At 61.7% G+C, this 17,031-nt stretch carries 17 protein-coding genes; 11 read left to right on the plus strand and 6 right to left on the minus strand.

Annotated features, from left to right (window positions below):
- Positions 1-39: 39 nt before the first annotated feature.
- Both AB4Y87_RS20295 and AB4Y87_RS20300 read left to right on the plus strand, forming a co-directional pair.
- Positions 40-366 carry a metalloregulator ArsR/SmtB family transcription factor gene (locus AB4Y87_RS20295; protein ID WP_442006084.1) on the plus strand — a complete coding sequence of 109 codons (327 nt, stop codon included), beginning with the start codon at positions 40-42 and terminating at the stop codon, positions 364-366.
- Positions 367-422: 56 nt separating this feature from the next.
- A complete protein-coding gene (locus AB4Y87_RS20300; RefSeq protein WP_442006085.1) occupies positions 423-1,196 on the plus strand; it encodes a sugar phosphate isomerase/epimerase family protein in 774 nt (257 codons plus the stop codon).
- Between the two features lie 82 nt (positions 1,197-1,278).
- Here AB4Y87_RS20300 and AB4Y87_RS20305 read toward each other — a convergent pair whose 3' ends face one another.
- From AB4Y87_RS20305 to AB4Y87_RS20315, 3 genes are all read right to left on the minus strand, one after another.
- Complete coding sequence (locus AB4Y87_RS20305; RefSeq protein WP_442006086.1) at positions 1,279-2,286, minus strand: DUF3039 domain-containing protein; 1,008 nt, start codon at positions 2,284-2,286, stop codon at positions 1,279-1,281.
- 63 nt (positions 2,287-2,349) lie between these two features.
- Complete coding sequence (locus AB4Y87_RS20310) at positions 2,350-2,754, minus strand: helix-turn-helix domain-containing protein (RefSeq protein ID WP_442006087.1); 405 nt, start codon at positions 2,752-2,754, stop codon at positions 2,350-2,352.
- 133 nt (positions 2,755-2,887) lie between these two features.
- The gene (locus AB4Y87_RS20315; RefSeq protein ID WP_442006088.1) at positions 2,888-3,928 is read right to left on the minus strand and encodes a LacI family DNA-binding transcriptional regulator; all 1,041 of its coding nucleotides are present in this window, start codon (positions 3,926-3,928) and stop codon (positions 2,888-2,890) included.
- A 196-nt stretch (positions 3,929-4,124) separates the two neighbouring features.
- Between AB4Y87_RS20315 and AB4Y87_RS20320 the strand changes: the two genes are divergently transcribed.
- The 4 genes from AB4Y87_RS20320 to AB4Y87_RS20335 all read left to right on the plus strand — a co-directional run bounded on the left by AB4Y87_RS20320 (position 4,125) and on the right by AB4Y87_RS20335 (position 7,772).
- Positions 4,125-5,294: a Gfo/Idh/MocA family protein gene (locus AB4Y87_RS20320; protein ID WP_442006089.1), complete on the plus strand. Its 1,170-nt coding sequence runs from the start codon at positions 4,125-4,127 to the stop codon at positions 5,292-5,294.
- Positions 5,294-6,508 (plus strand): dihydrodipicolinate synthase family protein, encoded by a 1,215-nt coding sequence (locus tag AB4Y87_RS20325; RefSeq protein WP_442006090.1) that lies wholly within the window; start codon positions 5,294-5,296, stop codon positions 6,506-6,508. Before AB4Y87_RS20320 ends, AB4Y87_RS20325 begins: the two co-directional genes overlap by 1 nt.
- Positions 6,505-7,344 carry a sugar phosphate isomerase/epimerase family protein gene (locus AB4Y87_RS20330; RefSeq protein WP_442006091.1) on the plus strand — a complete coding sequence of 280 codons (840 nt, stop codon included), beginning with the start codon at positions 6,505-6,507 and terminating at the stop codon, positions 7,342-7,344. Before AB4Y87_RS20325 ends, AB4Y87_RS20330 begins: the two co-directional genes overlap by 4 nt.
- 248 nt (positions 7,345-7,592) lie before the next feature.
- The gene (locus AB4Y87_RS20335) at positions 7,593-7,772 is read left to right on the plus strand and encodes a hypothetical protein (protein ID WP_442006092.1); all 180 of its coding nucleotides are present in this window, start codon (positions 7,593-7,595) and stop codon (positions 7,770-7,772) included.
- Positions 7,773-7,795: 23 nt separating this feature from the next.
- On the opposite strand, the gene AB4Y87_RS20340 is transcribed toward AB4Y87_RS20335, so the two are convergent.
- The 3 genes from AB4Y87_RS20340 to AB4Y87_RS20350 form a co-directional block, all read right to left on the minus strand.
- Positions 7,796-8,029 (minus strand): hypothetical protein, encoded by a 234-nt coding sequence (locus AB4Y87_RS20340; RefSeq protein WP_442006093.1) that lies wholly within the window; start codon positions 8,027-8,029, stop codon positions 7,796-7,798.
- Positions 8,010-9,125: a YihY/virulence factor BrkB family protein gene (locus tag AB4Y87_RS20345; RefSeq protein ID WP_442006094.1), complete on the minus strand. Its 1,116-nt coding sequence runs from the start codon at positions 9,123-9,125 to the stop codon at positions 8,010-8,012. The genes AB4Y87_RS20340 and AB4Y87_RS20345 overlap by 20 nt, the downstream gene beginning before the upstream one ends.
- Positions 9,126-9,254: 129 nt before the next feature.
- Positions 9,255-10,520, minus strand: coding sequence for an ROK family transcriptional regulator (locus AB4Y87_RS20350; RefSeq protein ID WP_442006128.1), 1,266 nt, complete (start codon positions 10,518-10,520; stop codon positions 9,255-9,257).
- Positions 10,521-10,602: 82 nt separating this feature from the next.
- On the opposite strand from AB4Y87_RS20350, the gene xylA reads away from it, so the two are divergent.
- From xylA to AB4Y87_RS20375, 5 genes are all read left to right on the plus strand, one after another.
- Positions 10,603-11,790 (plus strand): xylose isomerase, encoded by a 1,188-nt coding sequence (xylA, locus tag AB4Y87_RS20355; RefSeq protein ID WP_442006095.1) that lies wholly within the window; start codon positions 10,603-10,605, stop codon positions 11,788-11,790.
- A gap of 130 nt (positions 11,791-11,920) precedes the next feature.
- Positions 11,921-13,351, plus strand: coding sequence for a xylulokinase (gene xylB / locus AB4Y87_RS20360; RefSeq protein ID WP_442006096.1), 1,431 nt, complete (start codon positions 11,921-11,923; stop codon positions 13,349-13,351).
- A gap of 68 nt (positions 13,352-13,419) precedes the next feature.
- The gene (locus AB4Y87_RS20365) at positions 13,420-14,403 is read left to right on the plus strand and encodes a LacI family DNA-binding transcriptional regulator (protein ID WP_442006129.1); all 984 of its coding nucleotides are present in this window, start codon (positions 13,420-13,422) and stop codon (positions 14,401-14,403) included.
- Between the two features lie 208 nt (positions 14,404-14,611).
- A complete protein-coding gene (araB, locus tag AB4Y87_RS20370) occupies positions 14,612-16,315 on the plus strand; it encodes a ribulokinase (protein ID WP_442006097.1) in 1,704 nt (567 codons plus the stop codon).
- Positions 16,312-17,019, plus strand: a complete 708-nt coding sequence (locus AB4Y87_RS20375; protein WP_224089380.1) for an L-ribulose-5-phosphate 4-epimerase — start codon at positions 16,312-16,314, stop codon at positions 17,017-17,019. The genes araB and AB4Y87_RS20375 overlap by 4 nt, the downstream gene beginning before the upstream one ends.
- Positions 17,020-17,031: the final 12 nt, after the last annotated feature.

Below are 17,031 nucleotides of genomic sequence, written 5' to 3' on the forward strand. Positions count from 1 at the left end.
AAGCTAAACTGTATATAGCAATCGTGCTATATTGCAAACATGGCAGATACAGCATCCGATATCTTCGCCGCGCTCGCGCATCCTACGAGGCGGCAGATCCTGCAGGACCTCAAGGACGGCGAGATGGCCGCGGGCGAGATCGCTGCGAGATTCAGCGCTACGGGCCCGACCATTTCCCGACACCTGAGCGTTCTCCGCCAAGCAGGCCTGATCTCAGAGCGGCGCGATGCCAATCGCATCCTGTACTCACTCGTCGGTGAGCGGCTCGCCCTCTCAGTCGGCGACTTCCTCTCGACAGTCTGCCCAGAGCAGATCGTGTTGCGTGAGGTCCGGAAGCGCAGCACAAGCCGTGGAGCAGAGGCGTAGCGTCCAGCCATCGGTCTCATCTATTCGGGTAAGCGCATTCCAGCTATCCTGAACCAATGATCGACCTCACTACGTTGGCGGACCTCACGCCCGGCATTTGTTCCGTCACGCTCAGAAAGTCAGGGATCGACGACGTCGTCCGTATTTCTTCGGACGCAGGCCTGGCCGGCATCGAGTGGGGTACGGATATCCACGTCAGTGACGCTGCATCCGCTGCCCATGCCAAGGAAGCAACGGAAGCTGCTGGCCTCACGGTCCTTTCGCTTGGCTCCTACTATCGCGCCGGCGACTTCGGCGATTTCGGCCCGACATTGGAGCTGGCGGCGACCTTAGGCGCACCTCGAATACGCATCTGGGCCGGGAAGCTTGGTTCGGCAGACGCTCAAGACAGTCAGTGGGACGCTGTCGTGAAGGACACGCAGCGGGTGGCAGACCTGGCCGCCGAGCGAGGAATCGCCATCGCCTTCGAGTATCACGGGAACACCCTCACCGACTCCCCCGAAACGACACTTGAACTCCTGCAGCGGGTAAGCCATCCCAACGTCGGCACTTACTGGCAACCCGCCGTCGGGCTTTCCGACCAACAAGCGCTTGACTCGCTGCACCGGGTGTTGCCTCATGTCGTCGGCGTCCACTGTTTTTCCTGGGGACCGAATGCCGAGCGCTTCCCGCTCCGGAACAGGAAGTTATTGTGGCAAACAGTTTCCGACGCCCTGCGGGGAAACGGCAAGGACATGGACATCATGTTGGAGTTCGTTGAGGATGACCTCCCGGACAACGTGCTCAACGACGCAGCATTCCTGCACACCATCACGCTCGGGGAAGACTAGCTTCGCTCCTGCCCTGGTGAGTGGACTCGTAGCGAATTCATCAGTCGGCTCTTCTAGGGCTTGCGAAAGTCGGCCCGCTCCATCAGCGGTCCGGAAGCCGTTGGTGTACGCCCGTGCAGTTGGGACAGACAGGCATTTCTTTGTGATCTTGAGAAGGGACGAAGTAAACGCCACATAGGGCGCGGATGCTCTTCCCAAAGACGCTGCTATCAGCAATATGCCGCTGATGAGCGTAATGGCTAGCGTTTCCAAGCTCTGCCTGCATAAGCTGCCCGTCAGAGTTGGCAGTGCGAAGAAGCTCCACTTGACGGGCGCAAAAACCAGGCTCCATAACGATCGAGTAGATGTCTTTTGTTCGGTCCCACTTCTGAACCGGCGGGCACAAGGTGTTGAGTACTCGTGTTCTTGCTTCCCAGCCAAGTTCACTGCCCACGAATTTGTTCTCAAAGATGAACTCGACAACGAGCTCCTCGCAGCCGTCGCTCAAGTCCGCAACGGATGCGTAGGCGAGTTCAATCGCGGCAAACTTCTCCGGCCTCAAGGGATGACGGATATCTATTCGGTGGATTCCGAGGGACAGGACGGCTTCAAGAGCTAGCGTTATACTCTCTTGAATTTCCATTTCCCATCTGGTCAGCTCTCTGGCCATGGTCTCCCGCTTCAGCAGGAGGCGATCCTTTTCGCTCGGCAGCAAACTGTTCGCCTTGCCGAGTCCAACCAGCAGCTCAAGCTGCTCGTAGAAGTCGTCGTGGTCTTTATGGCCTCCCTTGGCCAGGCCGGCTGTTACTACCCAACGCACACCCGACTCATGGTCAGTCCACACACCAGCACGCCACTGGGAATGTCTGATTTCAATCAGCCTCAGGTCACCGGAACAACTAATCAATTGCGTCGTCGAGTCAAAGGCAGGGTTGGGCCCGAGAGACTCGGACGCCTTACGGACAATAGGATGATCAACGGCGGCAAATGGATGTAGATCGTCCCACTGCTCTTGCGCCGCGGCGCGGAACTGCTCTACTTGCAACCAGCCTTCAGGCAAGTCCTCGCGGAGGAGCCGAATCGTGGGCCTAGCTGCCTTATCATGCGCCATGTAGCGATCTTGTCAAGAATGCCGCTCCTTGAGCCTTAAGGCGCGGCTTTCCTGCAGAAATCGTTAATCTTCGAGAAGAAGCTCATCAATGACTCGTGTGCGCGTTTTTCGAGGGCTGGCAAGGCGCTCTGCAAGTTCGTGTCGATCTAGCTGGCGCTGCCGTTCGAACTCAACAACATCGCTGAATCGAATGCGACGGTCGCGYCCAACTCGATGAGAGGGAAGCGACCCATTGTCGAGCAACTTGTAAAGATGAGTGCGGCTCATTTTGAGGCGGCTCGCCACTTGGCTGGGCGTCAGTTCGGCATCGGCTTCCAAGAGGGCGACGTCGGAGCCATGCTCGACATGGCTGGTTAGCCCAAGGAGCAGATCACGCAATTGAGATTGCTCAAGAGTCCAAGCGAACTGGCGCAGGGCGCCAAGTTGTTCAGTCGGAACGTTAACGGCAGAGACCTCAAAAACGGTCATGATCGAATGCCCCTTACACAAATGTCACACCTGTTCTAGATGTCACAAATGACACTATGGCTTTGAGGGCCTCCTAGTCAAGCCAGCACGGGTGCAAGCAATCCAAGCCGAATCCCGCGGGCGGACGCACCAACTAACCCGCCTGGCCCTCCACCGGAAGCTCCGTGCTTCGGCGGAGCTTGACGGAACCAACCACAGGGCCGTCGTCCGGGTCGCCAGCCGCCAGCCTCCCAATGTCCTCCAGCGGCAGATACACGGTGGACAGGGCGGGACGGAAGTCCCGCAGGGTTTCGATGTCGTCAAAACCGGCGATGTTAGCGTCACGCGGAATCCACACGCCCTCTGAGCGCAGTGCGGCGGTCACACCGATGGCCATGACGTCGTTCACGGCGAAGATGCAGAGGCGTTCGCCCGAGGCCTTGATTCGTTCGGCCAGCGCCAGCCCGGAGTCGTATCCTCCCGCACGGTTGAAGCCTGTTCGGATGACCTCGGCGCGGTGCCGGCCGGCGTCGGCGAGTCCGCGCTGGAAGCCGCGGATCCGGTCATCGGAGGTAAAGAGTCCCTCAGGGCCGCCAACAATGACGAAGGCGCCCTCATGGGAGGCAGCCAACTCGTCAGCAAGCTCCGCGGCGAGGTCCTCGTTGGGCACCTCAACTACGTGGTAGCCCTCGTCGGCAGTGGAGCCCACGATCGGGTGGCCCACTACGCCGACATGCCCACCATTACGGCAATAGCGGTCCAACTCGGCAGCGAGCTCCAGGTTGCTTTGCTCATCCTCGGGCCGTGCCGAGCGTGAACCCGCAATGACAATTGAATCTGCGCGACGGGCAGCGAAGGCTGCCACGGCTTCACGCTCATCCGAAGGGGCGCCGGACGTGCTGGCCAACAGCACCATACGGTTCTGTTGGCGGGCTGCCTCCTGGACGCCGCGGGCAATGGCGGAAAAGTAGGGGTCGGCGATGTCGTGGACAATCAAGCCGATGAGCCCTGAGCTGGACTTTGCGAGCGCCTGGGCTTGGGCATTGGGGACGTAGCCGAGCTTTTCCGCAGCCTCCCGGACGCGCTCCGCAATATCCTCCGCGGGTTTACGGGTGGAACCGTTGAGGACACGGGACGCTGTGGCAAGGGAGACCCCTGCCAAACGGGCAACTTCACTTAGTGTGCTGGCGGCCACGAGGCCCTCCTTTTCTGCAAGCCTTCGAGACTGGCGCTAAAGAAATTATGGCAGTCTTCACCCATTTTTGGGAAAGCGCTTGCCAACCCATCCCAGCATGGTGCATGATCGAAGCAACGGGAATGCGCTTTCCCACCCTTCGAATTGCAAACACCGGAAACGCACAGCGGCCGGCACACAAGGACCTGGAGAAAACATGGGCTACGAAACAAAGACGATCCGCATTGCCATGAACGGCATCACCGGCCGTATGGGTTACCGCCAGCACTTGCTGCGGTCCATCCTCCCCATCCGCGACGCCGGTGGCTTCACGCTCGAAGACGGCACCAAGGTACAGGTCGAACCGATCCTCGTTGGCCGCAACGAAGCCAAAATCCGCGAACTCGCCGAACTCCACAAGGTCTCCGAATGGTCCACCGACCTGGACGCCGTCATCGCCGATCCCACCGTGGACATCGTGTTTGACGCCTCCATGACCAGCCTTCGCGCCGCCACCTTGAAGAAGGCCATGCGCGCCGGCAAGCACATCTTCACCGAAAAGCCCACGGCTGAGACTCTCGAAGAAGCAATCGAGCTCGCACAGATCGGCAAGGAATCCGGCGTCACTGCTGGCGTCGTGCATGACAAGCTGTACCTCCCCGGTCTGGTCAAGCTCCGCCGCCTGGTCGACGAAGGCTTCTTCGGCCGCATCCTCTCCATTCGTGGCGAATTCGGCTACTGGGTCTTCGAAGGCGACGTCCAAGCTGCACAGCGTCCGTCCTGGAACTACCGCAAGGAAGACGGCGGCGGAATGACCACGGACATGTTCTGCCACTGGAACTACGTGCTCGAAGGCATTATCGGCAAGGTCAAGAGCGTCAACGCCAAGACCGCCACGCACATCCCCGCACGCTGGGACGAAGCCGGCAAGGAATACAAGGCCACCGCTGACGACGCTTCCTACGGCATCTTCGAACTCGAAACCCCTGGCGGCGACGACGTCATCGGCCAGATCAACTCCTCCTGGGCCGTCCGCGTCTACCGCGACGAACTGGTTGAGTTCCAGATCGACGGCACGCACGGTTCCGCCGTCGCCGGTTTGAACAAGTGCGTTGCACAGCAGCGAGCCCACACTCCCAAGCCTGTCTGGAACCCGGACCTGCCCGTCACCGAGTCCTTCCGTAGCCAGTGGCAGGAAGTTCCGGCCAATGCTGAACTCGACAACGGCTTCAAGCTGCAGTGGGAAGAATTCCTGCGCGACGTGGTCGCTGGCCGCGAGCACCGCTTCGGCCTGCTCTCCGCAGCCCGCGGCGTGCAGCTCGCCGAGCTCGGCCTGCAGTCCTCGGCAGAGCGCCGCACCATCGACATCCCGGAGATCACCCTCTAATGACGTCACTCATTCTTCCTACCGACGACGGCGGCACCCGCGAGTACCGCCTCCAGCCCGCCACTGCCTGGGTCAAGCCGAGCGCTCCCCTGACGGCCCGCCGCGCTTACGCCGCAGCCCACGTCATCCCGGAGGTCGCGGCTGACAACACCCCTGGTGCCCCGGCCCAGCTCGACTGGGATGCAACGCTGGCGTACCGGCACGAACTCTGGTCCTACGGATTGGGCGTCGCTGACGCCATGGACACCGCGCAGCGCGGCATGGGCCTGGACTGGGCAGCCACGCAGCAGCTCATCAAACGAACCGGCGCCGAGGCCGCTTCCGTAGTGGCAGCAGGCAACGCCGCGACAGCAGGCAAGTCCGTCCGCGACCTCGTCTCCTGCGGCGCAGGCACCGACCAGCTGGATATCGCTGTACTTCCCGAGGGCGCTGCCGGCATTCAGGCAGTTATCGATGCCTACCGCGAGCAGATCGCCGTGGTCAGCGAGGCCGGCCCCAAGGTCATCCTCATGGCCTCCCGTGCCTTGGCAAAGGTGGCCAGCGGCGCCGACGACTACCTTCACGTCTACTCGACGCTCCTGCAGGAAGTTGACCAGCCCGTCATTCTGCACTGGCTCGGCACGATGTTCGATCCCGCACTGGCCGGCTACTGGGGCTCCGACGACGTCTCTGTGGCCACCGAAACGTTCCTTAGCCTGATCCGCGAGCACGCGGACAAGGTCGACGGCGTGAAGGTTTCGCTGCTGGATGCTTCCCATGAAGTCGCCCTCCGTGCCAACCTTCCGGAAGGCGTCCGCCTCTACACAGGCGACGACTTCAATTACCCGGAGCTGATCGACGGCGACGACACCCACCACTCAGACGCCCTGCTGGGCATCTTTGCCGCCATTTACCCTGCCGCTTCGGTTGCCTTGCAGAAGTACGACGCCGGCCAAGGTGCAGAAGGGCGCGCGATCCTGGACTCCACCCGTGAGCTCGGAAAGCACATCTTCAGCGCACCGACGTTCTACTACAAGACCGGCATCGCGTTCATGTCCTGGCTCAACGGCAAACAGCCGGGATTCCAGATGGTTGGAGGCCTGCACTCGGGACGATCCGTCCTGCACCTTGCCAAGACCTTCGAACTTGCCGATCAGGCCGGCTTGCTGAAGGACCCGTCATTGGCGGCATTCCGGATGTCCGACTACCTGCGGATCAACGGAGTGGGCGCATGAGCGACTTTTCCAGACTCTCGCTGAACAGCGCCACGACCAAAAAGTGGACTCTTGCCGAAGCTGTGGACGGTTGTGCGCGCGCGGGCATCCCCGCAATCGGCCCATGGCGTGATCGCGTAGCGGAAGCCGGACTGGACAAGGCGGCCAAGCTCATCAAGGACGCCGGCCTCCGTGTTTCGTCACTGTGCCGCGGGGGCTTCCTCACAGCGCCTGATGCCGAAGGCCAAGCTGCGGCCCTGGCCGACAACTTCAATGCCGTCCGCGAAGCTGTAGCGCTGGATACGCAGGAGCTGTTCCTGGTGGTCGGCGGGCTCGCTCCTGGCGAGAAGGACGTCGTCGCGGCACGCCAGCGCGTGGCTGACAGGCTCGAGGAACTCGTCCCGTTCGCTTCCGAGAACGGTGTGCGGCTGGTGCTGGAACCGCTGCACCCGATGTATGCGGCAGACCGCGCCCTCATCTCCACTCTTGGACAAGCATTGGACCTGGCGGCGCCTTACGACGCGAAGGCAGTGGGTGTCGCCGTCGATACGTTCCACGTCTGGTGGGATCCCGAACTGAAGGCCCAGATCGAACGTGCCGGCCGCCATAACCGCATTGCCTCCTACCAGGTATGCGATTTCAACCTGCCGATCGCTTCGGACGCGCTGCTGTCCCGCGGAATGATGGGCGACGGGGTCATTGACTTCGCTACCATCGGCACCTGGGTGCGCGACGCCGGATATACGGGCGATATCGAGGTTGAGATCTTCAATCAGGAAATCTGGGATGCCGATGGCGATACCGTCCTGGAAACCATGAAGCAGCGCTACGCGGAACTCGTTCTGCCGTACGCCTAAAACGTGGTCCTCCCGCAGATGCCCTAAGCTCCGCGGGAGGACCGCCCCCAAGCAAGCGAGCCCCTGCCCGGTCACGGCAGGCGCTCGCTTTTGTCACGCCCTGTTTGTTTCAGCAGCAAGGCCCGGAATGCCCATGTTAGATAAGTGGTACATAGCTGAAACATTGCGTCGATGAGAGGAAACAATGGCCACCTACGCTGGTTTCACCTGGACAAAGAAGTCCAAGAAACCACTGAAAGGACACCACCATGATGCTCTTGAAGACACTCAACTTTTTCCTCGACGCCAGCAGTAGCCACAGCGGGTCCTCGGGCGATTCCCCTGAAGAAACGACGCCTGCTGCCACCTTCGCTTTTGAGCGCCTGTCCTCCAGCGCCTGGGAGGGCTGGTGGGATGACGCCGATCAGGGCTTTACTGCAGGGGCGTAATCCGAGCGGGATCCTGAGTCCGGCTACACGTTGGCGGGCACGTGGACCTGGGCGCGTGGAACACCGATCAAGGTGAGAGTGCCGCCGTCGTTGGCTTCTAACTCCAGCCGGATGTTACGGGTTCCCTCCTCCGGCTGGACGGAGCTGACACGGAAAACCTCACCGTGGATTTCCACACGGTCGCCGTCTCGGACGCTCTTGAGCTTCCGGTTGGTGCCGGTCCCGTTGACGCGAGGTTCACTTCTTGTCTTCGGCATCGGCTGTGCGTTCCTGTGATTCGTTGGTGCGTGTTTCGTCATCGTAGTTTTCCCGAAGTTCCTGCCCGCGGCGGATAATCTCCTCTTCCTGTTTCTGCTGCTTGTCGCTGCGCTTGGTACCCCGGGGCGGAAGTTGGATTGTCTCTTCAGCTTCAATCCCTCCCTGCAATTCGCGCCCGCGTTCCATTTCGGCGTCGAATTCTGCACCAAAAAGCAGCGACATATTAAGGATCCAGAGCCACAGCAGCATGATGATGACGCCTGCCAGCGTTCCATACGTCTTGTTGTAATTGCTGAAGTTCCCAACGTAAAAGGCAAAGCCCAACGATGCCAGGGCAAATATCACCAGGGCGATGAGGGACCCCGGGCTGATCCAACGGAACTTGGGCTGCTTGACGTTTGGGGTGAAGTAGTAGAGCACGGCGATGACAATGACCACCAGCAGGATCAGGACCGGCCATTTGGCAATGTTCCACACGGTCAGGATCGTGTCGGACATTCCGATTGCCTTACCGATAGCCTTAGCCACTGGTCCGCTGAGGACGAGCATCGCGGCGGCCAATGCCGCGCCCACAAGCGCAACGATGGTAACGGCAAGCATCGTGCCGCGCAGTTTGACGAAGCCACGGCCTTCATCCACTTCGTACACGCGGTTCATCGCCCTGCTGAAGGCCGTGGTGTAACCGGAGGCAGACCACAACGCCACCAAGATGCCGAGGGCCAGTGCAAAACCTGCCGCGTTGGAGCGTGTCAGCTCCTCGATGGGCTGCCGCATGGCGTCAACACCAGGCCCTGGAGCGAACTGCTGCACGATGTCCAGCAATGCCGTGGTGGTTTTCCCGGCGTCGCCAAAGATCCCGATGAGGGAAACCAACGCCAAAAGCGCCGGGAAAAGGGAAAGCACTGCATAGTAGGTAAGGCCGGCAGCGGCATCAGGACATTGATCCTTGTTGAACTCCCGCAGTGTCCGTTTTGCGATATACATCCAAGTGGGTTTGACGAGGTCGTTGAGACTGTCCGGCTTACGGTCGTCGTCAGGGGCGGGAGCGTTGCCCGCCTTCGCTGTGCTGGTGTGTGCTGAATTCTGAGTAGTCATGGGACACCTGTTCGTGGGTTGAGCATGCGCGAACAAACTGACCACTTAATAGTAAGCATACTGATGATTCGCATGGAAGAACCAAGTGCCGGGAACCTGCGAAAACCCACACCCCAGCGAAAAGATGCCCTACGCGGGTTTGCCCGCCACAAGGAATTCGAACGGTGACTCAATGACAGTGCGGATCACTTGGCCCGCGGCCCCCAGCAGCGTCCCGGAGTGCTCCAAGCGGGAAACTGTCAGGTTTTCAGGCTCCAGGAGCCCGGGCGCGTACCTTTCCAAACTTGATAGCACCGCAGGCCTCAGCCAATCGGCGAGCACTGCAAAGTGGCCGCCCAGCACTACAGCTTCGATGTCCATCAGACGCGCAGAAGAGGCGAGTGCGACGCCCAAGTACCTCCCGGCGTCGCGCACTGCACGTGTTGCAAAGGGCTCATTGGCGGCCAGAGCCGCGAGCAGGAGTTCCGTTCGCTGGCCAAGGGACCCCTCCGGGATACGCGCAGCCTCAAAAATGGCTTCCTGTCCAGCGAATGTTTCCAGGCAGCCAGCCCCTCCACAGGAACATGTTGGCCCTTCGGGATGCACCACGATGTGGCCCAACTCTCCAGCTGAACCGCCAGGTCCCGTGTAGAGCTCCGAACCGATAATGACCCCGCCGCCAACGCCAACCTCGCCGGAAACGTAGAGGAAGTCTGCTGGACCGTCGCCGTACCAAAGCTCACCAAGGGCAGCACTGTTTGCCTCGTTGGACAGCCTGACACCGAGCGGCGCGTCTTCCAGCAACGCCTGCGGATTCAATTGCTCGTGCTCCCAGTGGAGGTTTGGAGCGGACAGGACGATGTTGCGCTGCTCATCAACCAGGCCGGGGACTGCAAGTCCGCCACCCAGGATCGTGATGCCTTCAGCAGCGGCTGCCGCTTTGGCCTGATCGGCGAGTTCACCCAGATGCTCCATGACCGCGCCCGGCTTGAGCCCCCGGTTGCGGGACTCCACTGCGGAACTGAAGCGCAAGTTTCCGCCGAGGTCCACCAAGCCCACGGCCAGATAGTCGACGTTGATTTCCATTCCTACAACGCCTCGGCGGGAGCTGAGCTCGAGGCCCTGACCTGGCCGGCCCCGCTCCCCATCGCGATACAGGCCAACCTCGGAGACGAGGCCTGACTCCACCAGATCAGCCACCAAGCTCGATACTGCGGCCTTGGTCAGCCCTGTTCCAGCAGCCACCTGGGCGCGGCTGGGCTTGGCATCGCCGTTGCGGGCGATCGAATCCAGGACAAGCGAAAGATTACGACGGCGGACGTCGCCTACGCGCCCGGGGGCAGCTTGCTCATTCACTCTCGCAGCCTCCTCACGGGGTTGAAAGATTTTTGCCGGTTTCCATTGACCATGATCCATCATCCCCCATATAGTTCAGATTGAAAACTAATTGGAGTGCTTTTCATCCATGGCCTCCTCGCCGCCTTGCAAAGGAGCAACAATGACCCCGCAGCCAACTCCCCAGGACCGTTTCACGTTTGGCCTTTGGACCGTGGGATGGACAGGCGCCGATCCCTTCGGCGTTGCAACCCGGGCAGCCCTGGACCCGATTGAGGCCGTTCACAAGCTCAGTGAACTCGGCGCTTACGGCATCACTTTCCACGACAATGACCTTGTCCCCTTTGACGCCAGCGCATCCGAGCGTGACCTCACCCTGAAGAACTTCAAGGGCGCATTGGCCGAAACGGGCCTCAAGGTTCCGATGGTTACCACCAACCTGTTCAGCCACCCCGTCTTCAAGGACGGCGGATTTACCTCCAACGACCGCTCCGTCCGACGCTTTGCCTTGAGCAAGATCCTGCGCAACATCGACCTCGCCGCTGAACTCGGCGCCGAGACGTTCGTGATGTGGGGCGGCCGCGAAGGCAGCGAGTACGACGGCTCCAAGGATCTCTCCGCGGCTTTGGACCGGATGAAGGAAGGCGTGGACACCGCCGCCGGATACATCAAAGAGAAGGGCTACGGCCTTCGGATTGCCTTGGAACCCAAGCCAAACGAGCCCCGCGGCGATATCTTCCTGCCGACGGTTGGTCACGGCCTTGCGTTCATCGCGCAGCTGGAACACGGCGACATTGTGGGCCTCAACCCCGAGACCGGCCACGAGCAAATGGCGGGCCTGAACTTCACCCACGGCATTGCCCAAGCCCTCTGGGCCGGCAAGCTTTTCCACATCGACCTCAACGGCCAGCGTGGGATCAAGTACGACCAAGACCTCGTCTTCGGCCATGGCGACCTCACCAGCGCCTTCTTCACCGTGGACCTCCTGGAGAATGGCTTCCCCAACGGCGGACCCAAGTATGACGGCCCGCGTCACTTCGACTACAAGCCCTCCCGCACCGACGGCTACGACGGCGTGTGGGAATCGGCAAAGTCGAACATGTCCATGTACTTGCTCTTGAAGGAACGCGCCCTCGCTTTCCGCGCCGATCCTGAGGTCCAGGAAGCGCTCACTACCTCGGGCGTGTTCGAGCTCGGCGAGCCCACGTTGAACGCTGGCGAAACCACTGCGGACCTGCTGGCTGACGCCAGCGCCTTCGACACGTTCGACGCCGACAAGACCGCCGAGCGCTCGTTCGCCTTCGTCCGCCTCAACCAGCTGGCCATTGAGCACCTTCTGGGCGCGCGCTAAAGGCATCAGCCTCCAGGAAAAATCAGCCATTCGCATTACCGTCGCCGGGGTCACCAGGATTGCTTCATTTCGGGGCTGCCAGCCCCGGCGACGGTCCGTACCGGAACAAGTCCCCAAAGGAACAAATCGCATGCCTCTCGTCGCCGGGATCGACAGCTCCACCCAGTCCTGCAAAGTGGTCATCAGGGACTCAGACACTGGCGCCCTGGTGCGGCAGGGCCGCGCTTCGCATCCCGAGGGCACCGAGGTCCATCCAGATCACTGGTGGACTGCCCTTCAGGAAGCCATCAGCCAGGCGGGCGGCTTGGACGACGTCGATGCTGTCTCGGTGGGTGGCCAGCAGCATGGAATGGTGTGCCTGGACGAATCAGGAAACGTGGTCCGCCCAGCACTGCTGTGGAATGACACCCGGTCCGCACTGGACGCGGAAGAGCTGATCCTGGAAGCCGGCGAAGGTGATCCCGCGGCGGGAGCCGCATATTGGGCCGCCAGCACGGGGACTGTACCGGTGGCATCGCTGACGGCCACCAAACTACGGTGGCTGGCTCGAAACGAACCCGAGAATGCCCGACGCACTGCGGCCGTTTGCCTCCCGCACGACTGGCTGTCCTGGCGTTTGGCCGGTCATGGGCCGGGCACCGGGCCGTCATCTCTGGAGTTGCTCCGGACTGATCGTTCCGACGCTTCCGGTACCGGCTACTTCTCCTCCGAGACGGGGGAATACTTGCCGGAAGTCTTGAAAAGCACGCTCGGCCATGTCCCGGTGCTGCCGGCCGTCGTCGGGCCTTTAGATGCTGCCGGAAAGATGCCGAACGGTGCCTTGATCGGGCCAGGCGCAGGCGATAACGCCGCAGCGGGGCTGGGAGTCAGCGCCGCCGTCGGGGATGTTGTTATCTCGATCGGAACGTCCGGAACTGTCTTCGCTGTCTCGGACGTCCCTTCCCAGGACGCGAGCGGGCTGGTGGCAGGTTTTGCCGATGCCACGGGGAACTATCTGCCGCTTGCCTGTACGCTCAACGCCACCCGCATATTCGATGCCACTGCCGCACTGCTTGGCGTGAATTTGCCGGAACTCGGCAAGCTGGCCCTGTCCGCCGAGGAAGGGGCCGGCGGTCTGACCCTGGTGCCATACTTTGAAGGCGAACGGACGCCGAATCTTCCGGACGCCACAGGTTCACTCCATGGGCTCACAGTTTCCAACTACACGCCCGCCAACTTGGCCAGGGCCGCCGTCGAGGGTGTGTTGTGCTCCCTGGCCGATGGCCTTGCTGCTCTGCAAGCGCAAGGCGTGGCGGCCCGACGCATCATCCTTGTGGGCGGCGGCGCCCAGTCCGAAGCTGTGCAGCAGGTTGCCGCTGATGTGTTCGGATTGCCGGTGTTCGTACCCGCTCCGGGCGAATACGTTGCAGATGGTGCTGCACGGCAAGCAGCCGGCGTCCTCACGGGAAGGCTGCCTGATTGGCCACTTGAAGGAATCGAGGTTGCTGAGTCGAAGACCTCCGGGACGCCCGAGTTCCTGACGAGGTACCGCCATTACGCCGCCAAGGCAGCTGTGGGCTGATCACCCCGCAGGTGCTCTATCGTGACAGGGTGAGCACTGAACAATCCGCACCAAGCAGGCCGCCTGTGATGGAAGACGTCGCCCGCGTTGCCGGCGTTTCCCATCAAACTGTGTCGCGTGTTCTGAACAACCATCCCAATGTGAGCCCAAAGACGCGCGAGCGCGTTGAACAGGCCATCACTGAACTTGGGTACCGCCGCAACACTGCTGCACGCAGCCTGGTAACCCGACGCTCCCAGACCATCGGCGTCCTGGGAAGCGAGTTGGCTCAGTACGGCCCGTCCCACACCCTCCTCGGAGTGCAGCAGGCGGCCAGGGAAGCGGGCTATTTTGTCAGTGTCGCGGGCTTGCGGGACGTCACGCCAGAGACCATCAAGGACGCCATGGCGCATTTCATGGACCAAGGCGTGGACGGCATAGTTGTCACAGTGCCGCATCCCGGGACCTTTGAAGTCCTCAAGGACATCACCGCTCAAGTGCCCCTTGTGGCAGTGGGCTCTCTCGGCGACGAGCACCTCAGCGGCGCCACTGTGGACCAGCGCGAGGGAGCCCGTCTGGCCGTCCAGCACCTCCTTGAGCTGGGGCACAAGCACATTGGGCATCTTTCCGGACCCGCTGATTGGATTGACGCCGTTGCCCGCACCGAGGGTTGGCGGGACGCCCTGCGTGAGGCCGGATTGGAACCAGCGGCCCTGATCGAAGGCGACTGGAGTGCTGAGTGCGGTTATCGCGAGGGCCTGAAAATAGCCGCCGAACGTTCCATGACGGCGTTGTTTGTGGCCAACGACCAGATGGCCCTCGGGGTGCTCCGGGCGTTCCATGAAGCCGGTGTCCAGGTCCCCTCCGATATCAGTGTTGTGGGCTTCGACGATCAACCCGAAGCCGCTTACTTCATCCCGCCGCTGACTACCGTGGCCCAGGACTTTGAAGAACTCGGCCAGCGCTGCATCGGCTTGCTGCTTGATCGCTTGGAGACCGGCAGCACGGGTACGCCAGTGACGGTGAAGCCCCGGCTGGTCGTCCGGTCCACGACGGCGCGGCTCGCTAACTAAACCCAAGTAGGTCGCAGCAGAGCGCGTTCTGGACGTTCAAAACGCGCTGATCTGCTACCAACTTGGGTCGGAGTGTCTGAAACAGTCCCACATGACGCGCATCCTCTTGACATCAAAGTTGTGAGCGCTAACAATTGCATCAGACCTTCTTCATTTCTTCCACCCCGACCCCCGGCAATGAGGCCTTGGCCAGCCGGATGGAGACCTCATGAATACCACTGAAAACCTCCCGCTCGACGAGCAGTTCGTCATCGGCGTGGACTATGGCACTTTGTCTGGTCGCGCCGTCGTTGTGCGCGTCTCGGACGGTGCCGAACTCGGCAGTGGCGTGTTCGAATACCCGCACGCCGTCGTGTCCGACCGACTGCCCGCTACCGGCCAGCGGCTGCCCGCCGACTGGGCGCTCCAAGTGCCCAACGACTACCGCGACGTCCTGCGCAACGCAGTACCAGCCGCCGTCGCCGATGCCGGCGTCAACCCCGCTCATGTGGTGGGCATCGCCACTGACTTCACCGCCTGCACCATGGTTCCGACGACGGCGGACGGCACTCCGCTGAACGAACTGGAACGATTCGCGGACCGTCCTCACGCTTACGTGAAGCTGTGGCGTCACCACGCCGCACAGCCCCAGGCCGACCGCATTAACACGCTCGCCGAGGAACGCGGGGAGGCCTGGCTTCCCCGGTATGGCGGCCTGATCTCTTCAGAGTGGGAGTTCGCCAAGGGACTGCAGCTGCTCGAGGAAGATCCCGAAGTTTACGGCGCCATGGACCATTGGGTCGAGGCGGCCGACTGGATCGTCTGGCAGCTGTGCGGCAGCTACGTTCGGAATGCCTGCACCGCTGGCTACAAGGGCATCTACCAGGACGGCAAGTACCCGTCGGAGGATTTCCTCGCCGCGCTGAACCCGGAGTTCAAGGGCTTCGTTTCGGAAAAACTGGAGCACACGATTGGCCGCCTGGGCGACGCCGCGGGCTACCTGACGGAAGAAGCTGCGGCCTGGACCGGCTTGCCTGCGGGAATTGCTGTAGCCGTGGGCAACGTGGACGCCCACGTCTCCGCGCCCGCAGCCAACGCTGTTGAGCCCGGGCAACTCGTGGCGATCATGGGAACGTCCACATGCCACGTCATGAACGGTGACGTCCTGCGTGAAGTCCCGGGCATGTGCGGCGTCGTGGATGGCGGCATCGTGGACGGATTGTGGGGCTATGAAGCCGGACAGTCCGGGGTTGGCGACATCTTCGGCTGGTTCACCAAGAACGGCGTCCCCCCTCACTACCACCAAGCTGCAGCCGCCAAAGGCCTGGGCATCCACGAATACCTCACCGAACTCGCAGAGAAGCAGGCAATTGGCGAGCACGGCCTGATTGCCCTGGACTGGCACTCAGGCAACCGCTCAGTGCTGGTGGATCACGAACTGTCCGGCGTCGTAGTGGGCCAGACCCTGGCCACAAAGCCCGAGGACACTTACCGTGCGCTGCTGGAGGCCACGGCCTTCGGCACCCGCACCATCGTGGATGCATTCCGTGACTCTGGCGTACCGGTCAAGGAGTTCATCGTGGCTGGCGGACTGTTGAAGAACAAGTTCCTGATGCAGGTCTACGCAGACATCACTGGCCTGCAGCTCTCCACGATCGGCTCGGAGCAGGGGCCCGCCCTCGGCTCGGCAATCCACGCCGCCGTAGCTGCCGGGAAGTACAAGGACATCCGCGAAGCGGCAGCATCCATGGCAGCTGCCCCGGGTGCCGTCTACACGCCGATCCCTGAAAATGTCAGGGCCTACGAAGCACTTTTCCAGGAATACCGCACCCTGCACGACTACTTCGGCCGCGGGACCAACAGCGTCATGCATCGCCTGAAGGCAATTCAGCGCGCTGCCCACACCGCCATCACAGAAGGGATCAACGCATGAGCACGCTCTTGGAAACCATCGCGAAAGTCCGGCGCGAAGTCTGCGACCTCCACGCTGAGCTGACCCGCTACAAGCTGGTTGTCTGGACTGCGGGCAACGTCTCCGGACGGATCCCTGGCTACGATCTCATGGTCATCAAGCCCTCCGGTGTCTCCTATGACGAGCTGACGCCCGAGCAAATGGTGGTCACGGACCTCTACGGAACTCCCGTCAGGGGCATCAACATCGGAAGCGGAGGAACCGTTGACTGGGGCAACCCGGACCTCTCGCCGTCCTCTGACACTGCAGCACATGCCTACGTCTATCGGCACATGCCCGAGGTTGGCGGTGTGGTGCACACGCACTCCACCTATGCCACGGCCTGGGCCGCCCGCGGTGAAGAGATCCCCTGCGTGCTGACAATGATGGGCGACGAATTCGGTGGCCCGATCCCGGTAGGCCCGTTCGCGCTGATCGGAGACGACTCGATCGGACAGGGAATCGTGGAGACCCTCAAGAACTCCCACTCCCCCGCCGTGCTCATGCAGAACCACGGACCTTTCACGATCGGCAAGGACGCCAGGTCCGCGGTGAAGGCAGCCGTGATGTGCGAGGAAGTGGCAAAGACCGTGCACGTCTCCCGCCAACTCGGCGAACCCCTGCCCATTGACCAGGCCAAGATCGACTCGCTCTACAACCGCTACCAAAACGTCTACGGCCGCTAAAGCGGACGTCTC

Source organism: Paenarthrobacter sp. RAF54_2 (genome assembly GCF_052113945.1).
In the GTDB taxonomy this organism is placed as follows: domain Bacteria; phylum Actinomycetota; class Actinomycetes; order Actinomycetales; family Micrococcaceae; genus Arthrobacter.